This is a genomic window from Streptomyces sp. AC555_RSS877 (genome assembly GCF_019049245.1).
Classification (GTDB): Bacteria; Actinomycetota; Actinomycetes; order Streptomycetales; family Streptomycetaceae; genus Streptomyces.
Map to the genome: position 1 here is coordinate 364977 of NZ_JAGMUK010000054.1, position 15182 is coordinate 380158.

The window sequence follows — 15182 nt, forward strand, 5'->3', positions numbered from 1 at the left end:
TACATCTGGTTGGCGAAGCGGAGCGCCAGGATGTTCTGGACGGTCTCCTTGCCGAGGTAGTGGTCGATGCGGAAGACCTGGTCCGGCTCGAACACGTCGTGCACGAGCGCGTTCAGCTCACGCGCGCTCTTCAGGTCGCGGCCGAACGGCTTCTCGATGACCGCGCGCCGCCAGGAACCCTCGGGGGCGTCGGCCAGCCCGTGCTTCTTCAGCTGGCGGACGACCTTGGGGAAGAACTTCGGCGGTACGGACAGGTAGAAGGCGTAGTTGCCGCTGGTCCCGCGGGAGGCGTCCAACTCGTCGACGGCCGACCGCAGCTGCTTGAAGGCCATGTCGTCGTCGAAGTCGCCCGGGATGAACCGCATGCCTTCGGCGAGCTGCTGCCAGACCTCCTCGCGGAACGGGGTGCGCGCGTGCTCGCGGACCGCGTCGTGCACGACCTGCGCGAAGTCCTGGTCCTCCCAGTCCCGGCGGGCGAACCCGAGGAGCGAGAAGCCCGGCGGCAGCAGACCGCGGTTGGCGAGGTCGTAGACCGCCGGCATCAGCTTCTTGCGGGACAGGTCGCCGGTGACGCCGAAGATGACGAGACCGGACGGGCCCGCGATCCGGGGGAGGCGGCGGTCCTGTGGGTGGCGCAGGGGGTTGGACCAGTCGGCCGCGGGGAGGACCGGGACGGTCACCTCCGGCTCGGTCTCCTCGGCCTTCGCCGTTTCCTGAGCCGTCGTCTCGGGAAGTTCCTCGCTCATTCCCCGTCAACCCCCTTGCTGTTCAGGGACTTCGTCACGGCGTCCAGCAGGTCCTGCCAGGCCACCTCGAACTTGGCGACGCCCTCGTCCTCCAGTTGCTGCACGACCTGGTCGTAGGAGATCCCGAGGCGCTCCACGGCGGCCAGGTCGGCGCGGGCCTGCTCGTAGCCGCCGGTGACGGTGTCGCCGGTGATCAGGCCGTGGTCGGCGGTGGCGTTCAGCGTGGCCTCCGGCATCGTGTTGACCGTGCCGGGCGCCACCAGCTCGTCGACGTACAGCGTGTCCTTGTACGCGGGATCCTTCACGCCGGTCGACGCCCACAGCGGACGCTGCTTGTTGGCCTTGGCACCGGCCAGGGCCGTCCAGCGCCCACCGGTGAAGACGGCCTCGTACGCCTCGTAGGCGAGCCGGGCGTTGGCGAGGGCGGCACGGCCCTTGAGGGACAGCGCTTCCGCCGTGCCGAGCACCGTCAGCCGCTTGTCGATCTCGGCGTCGACCCGGGAGACGAAGAAGGAGGCGACGGAGTGGATCCCGGACAGGTCCAGGCCCTTGGACTGTGCCTTCTCCAGACCGGCGAGGTAGGCGTCCATCACCTCGCGGTAGCGCTCCAGGGAGAAGATCAGCGTGACGTTGACGCTGATGCCGGCGCCGACGACCTCGGTGATGGCCGGCAGGCCCGCCTTCGTCGCCGGGATCTTGATCATGACGTTCGGACGGTCCACCAGCCAGGCCAGCTGCCCGGCCTCGGCGATGGTCGCCGCCGTGTCGTGGGCGAGGCGCGGGTCGACCTCGATGGAGACCCGGCCGTCGCGGCCGCCGGTCGTCTTGTACACAGGATCCAGGATGTCGGCTGCGGCCCGCACGTCGGCGGTCGTCAGCATACGGACGGCCTCATCCACCGTGACGCCCCGCACCGCGAGGTCGGTCAGCTGCTCCTCGTACCCCTCCCCGGAACCGATGGCGGCCTGGAAGATCGACGGGTTGGTGGTGACGCCCACCACGTGCTTGCCGGCGACGAGTTCGGCGAGGTTTCCGGACTCGATCCGCCTGCGTGACAGGTCGTCGAGCCAGATGGAGACGCCCTCTTCGGACAGGCGCCTGAGTGCTCCCGCGGTCGCGGTCGCTTCGGTCACTTTGATCATCTTCTTTCGGGCGATCGGATCAACCACGCGCGGCAGTGAGCGATGCGCGGGCCGCTGCGGCGACGTTCTCGGCGGTGAAGCCGTATGCGGCGAACAGGGTCCTCGCGTCGGCGGAGGCGCCGAAGTGTTCGAGGGAGACGATGCGTCCCGCGTCACCCACGAACCGGTACCACGTCAGGCCGATGCCGGCCTCGACCGCAACGCGGGCCTTCACGGACGGCGGCAGGACGCTCTCGCGGTACTCCCGCGGCTGCTCCTCGAACCACTCCACGGACGGCATCGACACCACGCGGGTGCCGACCCCCTCGGCCTCCAGCCGCTCCCGCGCGGCGACGGCGAGCTGGACCTCGGAGCCGGTGCCGATCAGGATCACCTCGGGCGTTCCCGTGGAGGCCTCGAACAGCACGTAACCGCCGCGAGCCGCATCCGGGTTCGGCGTGTACGTCGGCACGCCCTGGCGGGTGAGCGCGAGGCCGTGCGGGGCGGGGTCGGTGGCGTGCCGCTTGAGGATCTCGGCCCAGGCGATCGCGGTCTCGTTGGCGTCGGCCGGGCGGACCACGTTCAGGCCCGGGATGGCGCGCAGGGACGCGAGGTGCTCGACGGGCTGGTGGGTGGGGCCGTCCTCGCCCAGGCCGATGGAGTCGTGCGTCCACACGTACGTCACGGGCAGCTGCATCAGCGCGGACAGGCGTACGGCGTTGCGCATGTAGTCGGAGAAGACGAGGAACGTGCCGCCGTAGATGCGGGTGTTGCCGTGCAGGGCGATACCGTTCATCTCCGCGGCCATGGAGTGCTCGCGGATACCGAAGTGGATCGTGCGGCCGTACGGGTCGGCCTCCGGCAGCGGGTTGTCCGCCGGGAGGAACGACGACGTCTTGTCGATGGTGGTGTTGTTGGAGCCGGCCAGGTCGGCCGAGCCGCCCCACAGCTCCGGGATCACCGCACCCAGCGCCTGGAGCACCTTGCCGGACGCGGCGCGGGTCGCGAGGGACTGGCCCGCCTCGAAGACCGGCAGCGCGTCCTCCCAGCGCTCGGGCAGCTGACCCGCGACGACCCGGTCGAAAAGCCTCGCGCGCTCGGGCTGGGCGCCGCGCCACTTGTCGATCCGCTTGTCCCAGGCGGCGTGCGCCTCGGCGCCCCGGTCCAGGGCCCGGCGGGAGTGGGCGAGCACCTCGTCCGCCACCTCGAAGGACCGCTCCGGGTCGAAGCCCAGCAGTCGCTTGGTGGCGGCGACCTCGTCCTCGCCCAGCGCCGAGCCGTGCGCGGCTTCGGTGTTCTGCGCGTTCGGCGCCGGCCAGGCGATGATCGTGCGCATCGCGATGATCGAGGGCCGCCCGGTCTCGGCCTGGGCGGACGTGAGAGCCGCGTGCAGCGCGTGCACGTCGATGTCGCCGTCGGCGCCGGGCTCGATCCGCTGCACGTGCCAGCCGTACGCCTCGTACCGCCCCAGCACGTCCTCGGAGAACGCGGTCGCCGTGTCGCCCTCGATGGAGATGTGGTTGTCGTCGTAGAGGAAGACGAGGTTGCCGAGCTTCTGGTGGCCGGCCAGCGAGGAGGCCTCGGCGGAGATGCCCTCCTCCAGGTCGCCGTCGGAGACGATCGCCCAGATGGTGTGGTCGAACGGGGACTCGCCCTCGGGGGCGTCCGGGTCGAACAGGCCGCGCTCGTAGCGGGCGGCCATCGCCATGCCCACCGCGTTGGCGACCCCCTGACCGAGCGGACCGGTGGTGGTCTCGACGCCGGCGGTGTGGCCGTACTCGGGGTGACCGGGCGTCTTCGAACCGTGGGTCCGGAAGGCCTTGAGGTCGTCGAGCTCCAGCTCGTACCCGGCGAGGAAGAGCTGGGTGTACAGGGTGAGCGAGGTGTGCCCGGGGGACAGAACGAAGCGGTCACGGCCCGTCCACTCCGGGTCCGCCGGATCGTGACGCATCACCTTCTGAAAGATCGTGTACGCCGCCGGAGCCAGACTCATCGCGGTGCCCGGGTGCCCGTTCCCCACCCGCTGCACGGCATCGGCCGCCAGGACACGGGCGGTGTCGACGGCACGCCGGTCGAGTTCGGTCCATTCGAAGCGGTCCGGTGTCTGCGTGCTCATCTTCAAGAAATCCTCGATCGGAGCGGATCGGCTGGTCGGTCGCGTTCAAACTTAAAAGTCTGACTTTTACGAGGGAAGGTCGGCGTGTGCCAGCCTGTGGTGAAAGTGGGACACGGACGGCTCGACCGAGGCGGCACGAGAAGGACATGGCGGACAGAACCATCCAAGGCGGAGACGGCGACGGTCGCGCGGACGGGATCAGAACCTTCCCCTTCCCGGTCGAACTGAGCGTCGGCGGTGTCGGCATGCAAGTCGGACCGATGGGCACCGGCCGCACCTGGCACGCGGACGCGCCACTGGAACGCGTCCACCGCATCGACTTCCACGTCGTCATGCTCTTCGGCGACGGCCCCGTACGCCACATGATCGACTTCGCGGAGTACGAGGCGACGGCCGGCGACCTGCTGTGGATCCGCCCGGGGCAGGTCCACCGCTTCTCGCCGAGCAGCGAGTACCGCGGAACCGTCCTGACCATGCAGCCCGGCTTCCTGCCCCGCGCCACCGTCGAGGCCACCGGCCTGTACCGCTACGATCTGCCGCCCTTGCTGCGCCCCGACGAACCCCAGCTCGCCGCCCTCAGGGCCGCCCTCGCCCAGCTGCAACGCGAGTACGAGGACACCGGCACCCTCCCGGCCGGCCTGCACACCTCGGTACTGCGCCACTCGCTGACCGCGTTCCTGCTGCGCCTTGCCCACCTCGCGGCGAGCTCCGCGGAGGCGTCCCGGCGGCAGGACGACACGACCTTCACCCTCTTCCGGAACGCCGTGGAGAAGGGCTTCGCCACCAACCACAGCGTCAGCGCCTACGCCGACGCCCTCGGTTACTCCCGCCGCACCCTCGTGCGCGCGGTCCGCGCCGCCACCGGCCAGACCCCCAAGGGCTTCATCGACAAACGCGTGATCCTGGAGGCCAAACGACTCCTGGCCCACACCGAGCTGCCGATCGGCCGGGTCGGGGCGGCGGTCGGTTTTCCGGACGCGGCGAACTTCTCCAAGTTCTTCCAGCAGCACACGGAGATGACGCCGGCGGCGTTCCGGGCGGAGCTGCGCTGACACGGCAACGGGGCCCCACGCGCGCGTGGGGCCCCGTGTCGGGAAGCGGACCGCGGATCAGCGGCCGAAGGTGAACCAGTTCACGTTCACGAAGTCCGCCGGCTGGCCGCTCGTGAACGTCAGGTAGACGTCGTGGGTGCCGGTGACCGCGCTCATGTTCGCGGGGACCGTCCGCCACGACTGCCAGCCGCCCGTGTTGGCCAGCGAGAAGCTGCCGACGGGTGTGCTGGTACGGGAGTCCAGTCGGACCTCGACCAGACCGCTGACCCCGCCCGCCGCACCGCTCGCCACGCGGGCCACGAACTGGGTGGCCGCCGTGGAGCCGAAGTTGACGCCCCGGTAGAGCGCCCAGTCGCCGCTTGCGAGTGAGCCGATGTTCTGGCCGCCGCCGGTGTCGGAGGTGGTCTCGGTGAAGGTGCCGGACTGACTGTCGTGGGACTCGGCCTGGATGGCGCTGTAGGCGTCACGGTTGCCGGTCGGCGGGGGAGTGGTGGATCCGCCCCCGGCGGCCGACAGCACCTGGACGTAGTCGACGACCATGGGGACGCCGGAGCGGGTGTCGCCGTCCAGGCCGCCGCCGAACGCGTCGGGGAAGGCGCCGCCCATCGCCACGTTCAGGATGATGAAGAAGCCGTGGTTGGTGGCGTTGGCCCACGTCGTCGCGTCGACCTGGTTGGCGGTGACGGTGTGGAAGGTGACGCCGTCGACGGAGAAGCGGATGGCTTCCGGGCTCGCCGAGCGGTCCCACTCCATCGAGTAGGTGTGGAAGCCGGACTGGCAGGTCGTGCCCGGACACGCGGTCGAGCCGCCCAGGCCGGTCGTCTCGTTGCACGGGCCGCCCGGATTGGTGCCGCAGTGCATCGTGGCCCACACCGTGTTGCGGCCCTGGACGTTCTCCATGATGTCCAGCTCACCGACGCTCGGCCAGTTCTGGTAGTTGCCCCGGTAGGGCGCGCCCAGCATCCAGAACGCGGGCCAGTAGCCCTCGGCGGCGGTGCCGGTGACGTTCGGCATCTGGATGCGGGCCTCGACGCGCAGTTTGCCGCCCGACGGGGGCTGGAAGTCGGTGCGGTTGGTCTCGATGCGGCCCGAGGTCCAGCCGCCGGCGGCGTTGCGCAGCGGGGTGATGCGCAGGTTGCCGTTGCCGTCGAGCGAGACGTTGTTCGTGCTGTTCGTCATCGTCTCGACCTCGCCGGTGCCCCAGTTGGCGGGCCCGCCGGGATACGAGGTCCCGGTGGCGTACTGCCAGTTGGAGGTGTTGACGCCGGTGCCCGCGGGGCCGGTGAAGTCGTCGAGGAATACCTGCGACCAGCCCGCCGGGGGCGTGGGCGCGGAGGCGCTCGCGGAGGGTGAGGCGGCCGTGGCGGCGGCCGCCGCCAGACCCAGCGTGCTGACGACGGCGACGAGAGCGCGGCGCAGGGGGCGCCGTCTGCGGGACATGCCGGAGGGTTCACTCATGGTGGGGGTGCCTCTCGCGGTACGGAGTGGGGTGCGCGGGTGCCTTGGAGACACTTCGAGAGCCCTCTGAGAGCGCTCTCAAAGTGCGCCCAATGTGCTCTCGGCCACTCCGGCCGTCAAGAGGTGTAACAGTGAAAGTCCTTTTGCCCCAGGTGAGTTAACCCGATGAAGTCTCGAATGGGCTGAAGCGCGCCCCGGGGCGGCGCCGACCGGACCACGCCGTGGCCGGGCACCGGCTGCCGTGCAGAGGCCTCCGTGCCAGAATGGCTGCGCCGTCAGTCCCTGCGCCACAGCACCCGTAGCTGCTCTCCCGTACCTGTCGCGCCCGTACCGTCGCCCCCGTACTGATCAGACCGAGGTTGTCGCCGTGACCAAGTCCGCCGCCCGCGAGCCGCTGCGACGCAACGCGCGGTCCAACCGGGCGCGGATCCTGGCCACGGCCCGCCAGGAGCTCGGGCGGAACCCGGACATCACCCTGGAGGAGCTGGCGCGCGCCTCCGGTGTCGTACGGCGCACCCTCTTCGGACACTTCCCCGGCCGCGCCGCGCTGCTGGAGGCCCTCGCCGAGGAGGCGTGCGAGACCCTTCGGGACGCGGTCGTCAGCGGCGCGCGGCCGGCCGAGCCGGCCGAGCGGGCCCTCGCGTACTTCGTGTTCGCGATGTGGCCCGTGGGCGACCGCTACCGGATGCTCCTGGCCCTCGCCCGGCACGATCTGGGCGCGGAGCGTGTCGCGGAGATCCTGACGCCGGCCCGCGCGGAGGTCGCCGCCATCCTCGACCGGGGCCAGCGGGACGGCGTCTTCCACACCCACCTGCCGCCCGCCGTGCTGAGCGCCGGCCTGGAGGCGATGACCCTCGCCCTGCTGGAGGAGGTCAACACCGGGGCGCTGGAGGACGACGGCACCCGGGTCGCCGTCGCCACGCTCATCGCGGCCGGCGTGGCCCGGGAACGGGCGCGTGCGGTGGTCGACGACGTCGCGTCGGCCAAGGACGCGCAGCCCGCTGCCGACGCCTGACCGGGCGCCCGCGGCCGTACCGCCGTCGGCCCGGCGAGAGTGGGGCGACCACCTCGTCGAGAAGTCCTGGCCGGTGAGACCGGAGGCCGGCGAGGCCGGTCAGGCCTGGTGAGGTCGATGAGCTGATGCGGCGGGTAAGGGCGGGGCGGCGGTCGCCGGGCGGGTAAGAGGTGAGGACGGACCGCGGCAGGGTACCCGCGGCCCCCGGGAGCGGCTTACGGGTGAGGGCGAGCGCCGGTCGTATCGCCCCGGGAACCTCCGCGGTCTCGGCGGTGGGTCCTCGGCCCCGCGGTCTCGGCGGTGGGTCCTCGGCCCCGCGGTCTCGGCGGTGGGTCCTCGGCCCCGCGGTCTCCGTGGTGAGTACTCCTCCTCCGTGATCTCCGCGGTGAGTACTCGACAAGCGCTGCCCGGCCCGCGAAGTGGAGGTGAACGGTGCGACATGCCCCTCCGGCCTCGGTGACTGCCACGAGGCCGCTGTCGGGAATGCCATCAGGTCCCCGCCGTCCCGCTTCCGGGACGCGGGTGCCGGAGACGCGCGCGCCGGGGCAGCGCGACGGGCGTCAGGAAGGCCTGCGGCCGAGATGTTTGCACAGCGCTGAGCAGTGAACCCAGTCTGCACATTGATGGGCAACTAATCTCGTCCTCCAGGAGCTTCCGATGCACTTGCCCGCCCGCACACCTGTCGAGAAGATGACCGGCCCCTACGAGCGGCGCTGGTGGGCCCTGCTCGTCCTGTGTCTGAGCCTGCTGATCGTCGTCATGGCCAACACGTCCCTGATCGTGGCCGCACCGGACATGACGAAGGCCCTGGGCCTGAGCAGCAGCGACCTGCAGTGGGTCATCGACGGCTACACCGTCCCGTACGCCGCGCTGATGCTCGTCCTGGGCTCGATCGGCGACAAGTACAGCCGCCGTGGCGCCCTGATCGCCGGCCTGCTGGTCTTCGCCGGCGGTTCGGTGATGGGCAGTCTGGTCGACCGGACCGAGCTGGTCATCACCGCCCGCGCGATCATGGGCGTCGGCGCCGCCGTCGTCATGCCGGCCACGCTGTCCCTGCTGGTCGCGACCTTCCCGCGGGCCGAGCGCGCCAAGGCCATCACGGCCTGGACCGCCACCTCCGGCCTCGCCATCGCCGTCGGCCCCGTGGTCGCCGGCTGGCTGCTGGAGGACCACGCCTGGAGCTCCACCTTCCTGATCAACGTCCCCATCGCGGTCGTCGCCGTCTTCGGTGCGCTCGCCCTCGTCCCGCCGTCCAGGGCTGAGGGGATGGGCCGTATCGACTACGTCGGCGGGCTGCTCTCGATCGTCTCGGTCGGCTCCCTGGTCTACGCCGCCATCGAGGGCCCGCACTTCGGCTGGGGCACCGGCCCCGTCACCGCGGCCGTGGTCGCCGGCGTCGGCCTCCTCGCCTTCGTGGCCTGGGAGTTGCGCCACCCGCACCCCATGCTCGACGTGCGCAAGTTCGCCCTGCGGCCCTTCGGCGGTTCGATGCTCGCGGTGCTGTTCTTCTTCTTCGGCACCTTCGGCGCGATCTACTACGCCACCCAGTTCCTGCAGTTCGTCCTCGGCTACGACGCCCTGCAAACCGGCGTACGACTGCTGCCGCTGGCCGGTGCCGTCTTCGCCGGCGCCGCGGCGACCGGGCGACTGGCCCCGAAGCTGGGAGTGAAGGCGCTGGTCACCACGGGCATGGCGATCGGCACCGTGGGCGTCGTCCTGCTCGTCCAGGTCGACAAGGCCTCCGGCTACGGCGACTTCCTGCCCACCCTGCTGCTGCTCGGCTTCGCCATCGGCCTGAGCGTGTCCCCGGCGACCGACACCATCATGGGCTCCTTCCCCGAGGCCGAGCTGGGTGTCGGCGGCGGCGCCAACGACACCGCCCTCGAACTCGGCGGCTCCCTCGGCATCGCGATCCTCGGCTCGCTGCTGGGCACCGCCTACCGGAACGAGCTGACCGACCTGGCCGGCGGCCAACTCCCGGCCACCGCGATGGAGACGGCCAAGGACTCGGTGGGCGGCGGTCTGGCAGTCGCCGAGCAGCTGGCACAGAGCGCCTCGGCCGGCCCTCAGCAGGCGCAGGCCCTGGTCGACGCCGTCCACGAGTCCTTCGCCCAGGCCGTCGCCCGGACCAGCCTCGTCGGCGGGATCATCATGGCCGCCGGAACGATGATCGTCCTCGCCGTCCTGCCCGGCCTCCGATCCGCCGGAAAGCCCCCGTCGCAGGAGGCGCCGGCACCGCGGACGACGGCAGCGGAGTCGGCCCGCGACGAGGAACATGCCCACTCCCGCTGACGGTTGTCCTGCCCGGTGGCGCCGGCGTTCCTCGCGTGACCGTCCGCCGGCGGGGGACCGGCCGCCGCGAGGCCCGGGCCGCGCGGGAACGTACGCGGGAAGCGGGACAGCAGCGCCGACCGTCCGCCACCGACCGCCTACGGCCGGCTCCCCTCCGGCTGCCACCCCAGCGCCCGCGAGATCCCCCGCGCCGCCAGTCGCACCGCCGGAATCAGCGTCGGGACCTGCGCGCCGTCCTGGGGCACGACGACGGACACGGCCGCGACCAGCGTCCCGTCGGGGCCGCGTACCGGGGCGGCCACCGACAGGGCGTCCTCGGTGACCTGGCGGTCGCTCACCGCGACGCCCGAGCGGCGCACTTCGGCCAGAACGCGGCGCAGACGGCTCGGGTCGGTGATCGTGTGCGGAGTGTAGGAGGCGAGCGGGCGGGCGCAGTACTCCTCCTGGAGGTCCGGATCGCCGTAGGCCAGCAGGGCGAGCCCGACGCCGGTGACGTGCAGGGGCCAGCGGGCTCCGACGCGGATGTGGACGCCGACCGCCGAGCGGCCGGAGATCCACTCGATGTAGACGACCTCCGAGCCGTCGCGCACCGCCAACTGCACGTTCTCGTGCGTGGCTTCGTACAGGTCCTCCAGGTACGGCAGCGCGACCTGTCGCAGTGCGAGGGCGCGCGGGGCGAGCGCCGCGACCTCCCACAGGCGCAGGCCGACGTGGTACGTGCCGGACTCGTCGCGCTCCAGGGCGCCCCACGCGGTCAGCGCGCCGACGAGCCGGTGGGCGGTGGTCAGGGTCAGCCCGGCCCGCCGGCTGATGTCCGTCAGGCTCAGCGCCGGGTGTTCGTGGTCGAACGCGGCGAGGACGGACAGCAGCCGGTCGGGCGCGGAGCGGGTGGTCATGGCCGGGCGTCTCCGGGGTGCGCGAGGTCGTAGGGGCGGGGATAGGCGGTCGGCCGGTACGCGAGGTAGCGGCCCGGGGTGGCCGGGTCCGCCTGCTCGGCGCGGGAGTTGAGGGTGGCCGGCGAGGTGTCCCAGCGGCCGGTGTCCAGTCGGTGCTCCAGGGTGTGCAGGGCGCCGACCATCTCGCCGGTGGTGAAGGTGCAGTGGCCGGGGCCGTCGACGTAGGCCTGGCGGAGCAGCGGGCCCGCGCCGGCCGCGGTGGCCGCCCGCCGGTAGGCGCTCTCGGACTGTACGGGGATCAGCGCGTCGCCGGTGGTGTGGATGTTGAGCTGGGGGTCGGTGAGACGGCCCGTGAAGGTACTGGTCTGACGCATCCAGCGTACGGCGGCGGGGTCGGCGGAGACACGCGGTGCCCGGGCGAGGGCCGTGAGGTCGTCCCGCAGTGACGCGCCCGCCTTCTTGTAGAGCTCCGTCACCTCCTTGTACAGCGGGGAGCGCCCGAGCATGGCGGTGTGGTCGACGCCGGTGTTCCAGGACGGGTTGCCGCCGGCGCGGCTCTCCGCCTCCTGCCGCCAGGAGAAGGCGGGGCGGCTCAGGAGACCGGTGACGGCCGCGTACTGGTTGGCCTGCTGCCCGTCCCAGTCGGACGGGCCGGGCTCGCTCTGTGCGGGGTCGTTGTGGCCGGGGATGTTGTGCAGGGCGGCGGCCAGGGCGATCCGGGCGCGGCCCGCCGGTGTCTGCTGGGCCGAGGCCACCTTCGCGGTGAGGGCCTTCGACGCGTCGACGGCGGACGCCTGGTCGGCGAACCCGGTGAGCGGGATGTCGGCGTCCGGCGCGAGCAGGGTCTTCAGCGCGAACACCGGATCCAGGGTGCTGTTCCAGTTGGCGACGCCGCCCTGCACGAGCCCGCACATCGACAGCGATCCGTCGAAGCGGTCGGCGTGCCGCTCGGCCAGGGCCGTCGTCACGAGGCCGCCGTACGACCGGCCCCAGGCGAGGGTCCGCCGGGCCGGGCCGAACTTCTGCGTGAACAGGTCCAGCGTGGCGAGCTGGTCGGGCACCGCGTCGGTGACGGCCCAGCCGTTCGTCGCGTACGAGGAGCCGATGAGGGCGTAGCCCTCGGCCAGGAGGTGGGCGGTCGTGGCCCCGCCGGAGTCCGAATCGGGCGAGTTCTGGCCTGGGTTGGGCACCCCGGCGGGGCGGTAGCCGTGGCTGAAGAGGAGGACCGTGCCGTTCCAGTCGGCGGGCACGTCCATCAAGTAGGCGGCGCCCGAAGGGAGTTTGCCTTCGATGTGGGTGTCCGTCGGAGCCTGTGCCTGCGCGGGCGGTGAGGTCGTGGCGCACAGGGCGATGGTCAGTAAGGCGACGCGGGTGGGGGTCCTCATCGGGGTGACCTTTCCGGTGTGGGGGTGGTGGTGCGGGTGGGGGAGGAGTCGAGCGTGTCGGTGTGGGTCTCGCGCATCCGCCAGACGGTGAGCGCGGTGATCGCCGCGCCGCCGCACAGCAGCAGGGACACGGGGGTGCTGCCGCCGCCGTACGAGGCGAGCAGACTGCTCGCGATCAGCGGCGAGAAGCCGGCGCCGACGAGGGTGGCCGCCTGATAGCCGAGGGAGGCGCCGGTGTAGCGGACGCGGGTGCCGAACATCTCGGTGAGCAGGGCGCCGAGCGGGCCGTACATCGTGGACTGGGCGATGCCGTGGCCGAGGACGAGGGCGAGGATCAGCAGGCCGGGGGAGCCGGAGTCGACCAAGGCCAGTACCGGGAAGGCGAGCGCGGCGGAGGCGAGGGCGCCGGCCAGGACCACCGGGCGGCGGCCGACCCGGTCGGACAGCGCGGACGCGACGGGCAGCACCAGCAGGGCCACACAGGAGGCGATGGTCACGGCGGCGAGCACCTGTGGACGGCTGTACCCGTGGTCGACCGCATACGAAATCATGAATCCCGTCAGCAGCGACTGCGCGGTGAACGCGCCGATCCCGACACAGGCGGCCAGCAGCACCGGCTTCGGCCGCCGCAGCACCTCAAGGATCGGGGGCTTCGCCGACGGCTCCGGCTTCACCTCGGCGAACAGCGGGCTCTCCGCGACCTTGAGGCGGACGAACATGCCGACGGCCAGCAGCAGGATGCTCAGCAGGAACGGCACCCGCCAGCCCCAGGAGCGGAAGTCGTCGTCGGGAAGGGCGGCGACCAGGGTGACCACACCGGCCGACAGCACGGAGCCGAGCGGGGCGCCGAGCTGGGTGAAGCTGGACCACAGGCCGCGCCGGGAGCCCTGGACGCGTTCGGCGTGCTCGACGACCATCAGGGTCGCGCCGCCCCACTCGCCGCCGATCGCGAGGCCCTGCACCACGCGCAGGGTGACGAGGAGGACGGGGGCCCAGACGCCGATCATGTCGTACGTCGGCAGCACGCCGATCAGGAAGCTGCCGCAGCCCATCAGGGCCATGGTCAGCAGCATCATCGACTTGCGGCCGAGGCGGTCGCCGAAGTGGCCGAAGACGATGCCGCCGAGCGGGCGGGCCACATAGCCCGCGGCGAAGGTGCCGAAGGCCGCGATCGTGCCGACCGCGGGGTCGGCGCCGGGGAAGAACAGGTCGCCGAAGACCAGCGCGGCGACCGTGCCGTAGACGAGGAAGTCGTAGAACTCCACTGCCGTGCCGAGCAGGCCGGACAGGGCGACGCGGCGCAACTGCCGCTGTTCTGGGGACGGTTGGCGGGCAGACGTGTGGGGTGGCTGCACGGTGAGCTCCCTGATGCCGATGGCGTGGGGGTGTCACCGGTGTGGGGACTTCACCGGTGCCCCGGTGAAGTTAGGCATCCATCGTGCGGCCGTCAATCATTTGCACAACATTAATTGAGTCCGTCCTCCGCGATCCGCAGCAGCAGTGCGTGCAGCGCGTCCCGCTCCGCCGCGTCGAGCGGGCCGAGCAGTTCGTTGGTCACTCGCAGGCCGGCCTCGTCGGTGTCGCGCAGGAAGTCGCGGCCGGCCTCGGTGAGGACGACGATCCGGCTGCGACGGTCGTCCGGGGAGGGCCGGCGCTCGGCGAAGCCCAGCTTCTCCAGGTCGTCGACCAGGCCGACGATCGCGCTCGGGTCGTAGCCGAGGGTCGTGCTCAGCTCGCGCTGCAGGGCACCGCCGGAGGTGGCCAGGAGGCGGAGCAGCGCGTAGTGGCGCAGGCGCAGGCCGGACTCCTGGAGGAAGCCGTTGAACAGCTGCCCGGAGCGCAGACCCAGCCGGTACAGCAGGTAGCCGGTGTCCGCGTGCAGTCCGCGCATCCACGGCTCGTCGGCGTCGATCGGGGCAGGGCCTTCGGCGTGGTCGGTGGCACGTGGCTGGCGAGCGATGACGGGCTCCCTGGGAGAGGCCCCGGGGTGGGGCGGTTCGGCTTGCTGTGCGGTGGCTGAGCGGGGGGCTGAGCCGTCGTTGAGGTGTTGCCGCATCCAGTCTGACGCACCGGCCGGGTGGCAACAACTATTGACGTCACCAATTATTGCTCTTAGCTTCGATCTGTACGCCGCACAGCCGCGGCCGCATCACCCGTGTCACCTTGTGAAGGGACCCGCCCGTGCCCAGCATCGATCTCACCGGCAAGGCCGCCGTCGTCACCGGCAGCGGCCGGGGCCTCGGCCTCGCCTACGCGCACGCCCTGGCCGCCCGCGGCGCCTCCGTGGTCGTCAACGACATCGACGAGGCGGTGGCCGAGCAGGCCGTGAAGTCCATCACCGCGGCGGGCGGCACCGCCGTCGCCGAAGTGGTCCCGGTCGGGACGACCGAGGCCGCCGACCGGCTCGTGGGCCGTGCCGTCGAGGAGTTCGGGCGGCTCGACATCCTGGTCACCAACGCGGGCATCCTGCGCGACAAGGTGCTGTGGAAGATGACCGACGAGGACTTCGACGCGGTGATCACCACCCACCTCAAGGGCACCTTCACCTGCGCCCGCGCCGCCGCCGTGCGGATGCGCGAGCAGGGCGAGGGCGGCAGCCTGATCCTGGTCGGCTCCCCGGCCGGACAGCGCGGCAACTTCGGCCAGACGAACTACGCCGCCGCCAAGGCCGGTATCGCCGCCATGGCCCGCACCTGGTCCATGGAACTCGGCCGCGCCGGCATCACCGTCAACGCGATCGTGCCGGTCGCCGCCACCGCGATGACCGAGACCATCCCCGCCTTCGCCCCGTACATCGAGGCCATGAAGAACGGCGAGCCGCTGCCGGACTTCCTCCGCAAGGGCGAGGGCTTCGGCACGCCCGAGGACTGCGCGGCCCTCGTGCCCTTCCTCGCCTCCGAGGCAGCCCGCTCGATCACCGGCCAGGCCATCGGCATCGGCGGCGACAAGGTGGCACTCTGGTCGCATCCGCAGGAGATCAGCGCGGCCTACGCCGACGGCGGCTGGACCCCCGAGACCCTGGCCGACGCCTTCCCCACGTCGGTCGGCGCCGAGCTCCAGACGGTCGGCATCCCGGCCCCCAAGTTCCCGGAGGCCTGACC

11 protein-coding genes and 1 pseudogene are annotated in these 15182 nt (G+C 71.7%); 4 read left to right on the top strand and 8 right to left on the bottom strand.

Features of this window, described 5'->3' with window-relative positions:
* The 3 genes and pseudogenes from KUM49_RS48565 to tkt all read right to left on the bottom strand — a co-directional run.
* Positions 1–746, bottom strand: a pseudogene (locus tag KUM49_RS48565) (glucose-6-phosphate dehydrogenase); the annotation flags it as partial.
* The gene (tal, locus tag KUM49_RS25190; protein ID WP_217239201.1) at positions 743–1888 is read right to left on the bottom strand and encodes a transaldolase; all 1146 of its coding nucleotides are present in this window, start codon (positions 1886–1888) and stop codon (positions 743–745) included. The gene tal and the pseudogene KUM49_RS48565, both read right to left, overlap by 4 nt.
* A gap of 19 nt (positions 1889–1907) precedes the next feature.
* The gene (gene tkt, locus KUM49_RS25195; protein WP_217239202.1) at positions 1908–3983 is read right to left on the bottom strand and encodes a transketolase; all 2076 of its coding nucleotides are present in this window, start codon (positions 3981–3983) and stop codon (positions 1908–1910) included.
* Positions 3984–4129: 146 nt separating this feature from the next.
* Between tkt and KUM49_RS25200 the strand changes: the two genes are divergently transcribed.
* The gene (locus KUM49_RS25200; RefSeq protein WP_217239203.1) at positions 4130–5035 is read left to right on the top strand and encodes an AraC family transcriptional regulator; all 906 of its coding nucleotides are present in this window, start codon (positions 4130–4132) and stop codon (positions 5033–5035) included.
* Between the two features lie 57 nt (positions 5036–5092).
* Here KUM49_RS25200 and KUM49_RS25205 read toward each other — a convergent pair whose 3' ends face one another.
* On the bottom strand, positions 5093–6493 hold the full coding sequence (locus tag KUM49_RS25205) for a glycoside hydrolase family 16 protein (protein ID WP_217239204.1): 1401 nt from the start codon (positions 6491–6493) through the stop codon (positions 5093–5095).
* Positions 6494–6860: 367 nt separating this feature from the next.
* Here KUM49_RS25205 and KUM49_RS25210 point away from each other — a divergent pair, with 367 nt between their 5' ends.
* Positions 6861–7508 (top strand): TetR/AcrR family transcriptional regulator, encoded by a 648-nt coding sequence (locus KUM49_RS25210; protein ID WP_217239205.1) that lies wholly within the window; start codon positions 6861–6863, stop codon positions 7506–7508.
* Positions 7509–8165: 657 nt separating this feature from the next.
* Entirely contained in the window at positions 8166–9800 is a 1635-nt protein-coding gene (locus KUM49_RS25215; protein WP_217239206.1) for an MFS transporter, read from the top strand.
* A 137-nt stretch (positions 9801–9937) separates the two neighbouring features.
* On the opposite strand, the gene KUM49_RS25220 is transcribed toward KUM49_RS25215, so the two are convergent.
* From KUM49_RS25220 to KUM49_RS25235, 4 genes are all read right to left on the bottom strand, one after another.
* Entirely contained in the window at positions 9938–10696 is a 759-nt protein-coding gene (locus KUM49_RS25220) for an IclR family transcriptional regulator (protein ID WP_217239207.1), read from the bottom strand.
* Positions 10693–12081, bottom strand: a complete 1389-nt coding sequence (locus KUM49_RS25225; protein ID WP_217239208.1) for a S9 family peptidase — start codon at positions 12079–12081, stop codon at positions 10693–10695. The genes KUM49_RS25220 and KUM49_RS25225 overlap by 4 nt, the downstream gene beginning before the upstream one ends.
* Positions 12078–13436, bottom strand: a complete 1359-nt coding sequence (locus tag KUM49_RS25230; protein ID WP_308406728.1) for an MFS transporter — start codon at positions 13434–13436, stop codon at positions 12078–12080. Before KUM49_RS25230 ends, KUM49_RS25225 begins: the two co-directional genes overlap by 4 nt.
* A 110-nt stretch (positions 13437–13546) precedes the next feature.
* Positions 13547–13972 carry a MarR family winged helix-turn-helix transcriptional regulator gene (locus KUM49_RS25235; RefSeq protein WP_217239209.1) on the bottom strand — a complete coding sequence of 142 codons (426 nt, stop codon included), beginning with the start codon at positions 13970–13972 and terminating at the stop codon, positions 13547–13549.
* Between the two features lie 290 nt (positions 13973–14262).
* Between KUM49_RS25235 and KUM49_RS25240 the strand changes: the two genes are divergently transcribed.
* Positions 14263–15180 carry an SDR family oxidoreductase gene (locus tag KUM49_RS25240; RefSeq protein ID WP_308406729.1) on the top strand — a complete coding sequence of 306 codons (918 nt, stop codon included), beginning with the start codon at positions 14263–14265 and terminating at the stop codon, positions 15178–15180.
* The last annotated feature ends 2 nt before the right edge of the window (positions 15181–15182 follow it).

What these genes read in the sequence shown, in the direction of transcription:
- tal (WP_217239201.1), bottom strand. Translation starts at nt 1,888, where the DNA reads ATGATCAAAGTGACCGAAGCGACCGCGACCGCGGGAGCACTCAGGCGC.
- tkt (WP_217239202.1), bottom strand. Translation starts at nt 3,983, where the DNA reads ATGAGCACGCAGACACCGGACCGCTTCGAATGGACCGAACTCGACCGG.
- KUM49_RS25200 (WP_217239203.1), top strand. Translation starts at nt 4,130, where the DNA reads ATGGCGGACAGAACCATCCAAGGCGGAGACGGCGACGGTCGCGCGGAC.
- KUM49_RS25205 (WP_217239204.1), bottom strand. Translation starts at nt 6,493, where the DNA reads ATGAGTGAACCCTCCGGCATGTCCCGCAGACGGCGCCCCCTGCGCCGC.
- KUM49_RS25215 (WP_217239206.1), top strand. Translation starts at nt 8,166, where the DNA reads ATGCACTTGCCCGCCCGCACACCTGTCGAGAAGATGACCGGCCCCTAC.
- KUM49_RS25220 (WP_217239207.1), bottom strand. Translation starts at nt 10,696, where the DNA reads ATGACCACCCGCTCCGCGCCCGACCGGCTGCTGTCCGTCCTCGCCGCG.
- KUM49_RS25225 (WP_217239208.1), bottom strand. Translation starts at nt 12,081, where the DNA reads ATGAGGACCCCCACCCGCGTCGCCTTACTGACCATCGCCCTGTGCGCC.
- KUM49_RS25235 (WP_217239209.1), bottom strand. Translation starts at nt 13,972, where the DNA reads ATGCGCGGACTGCACGCGGACACCGGCTACCTGCTGTACCGGCTGGGT.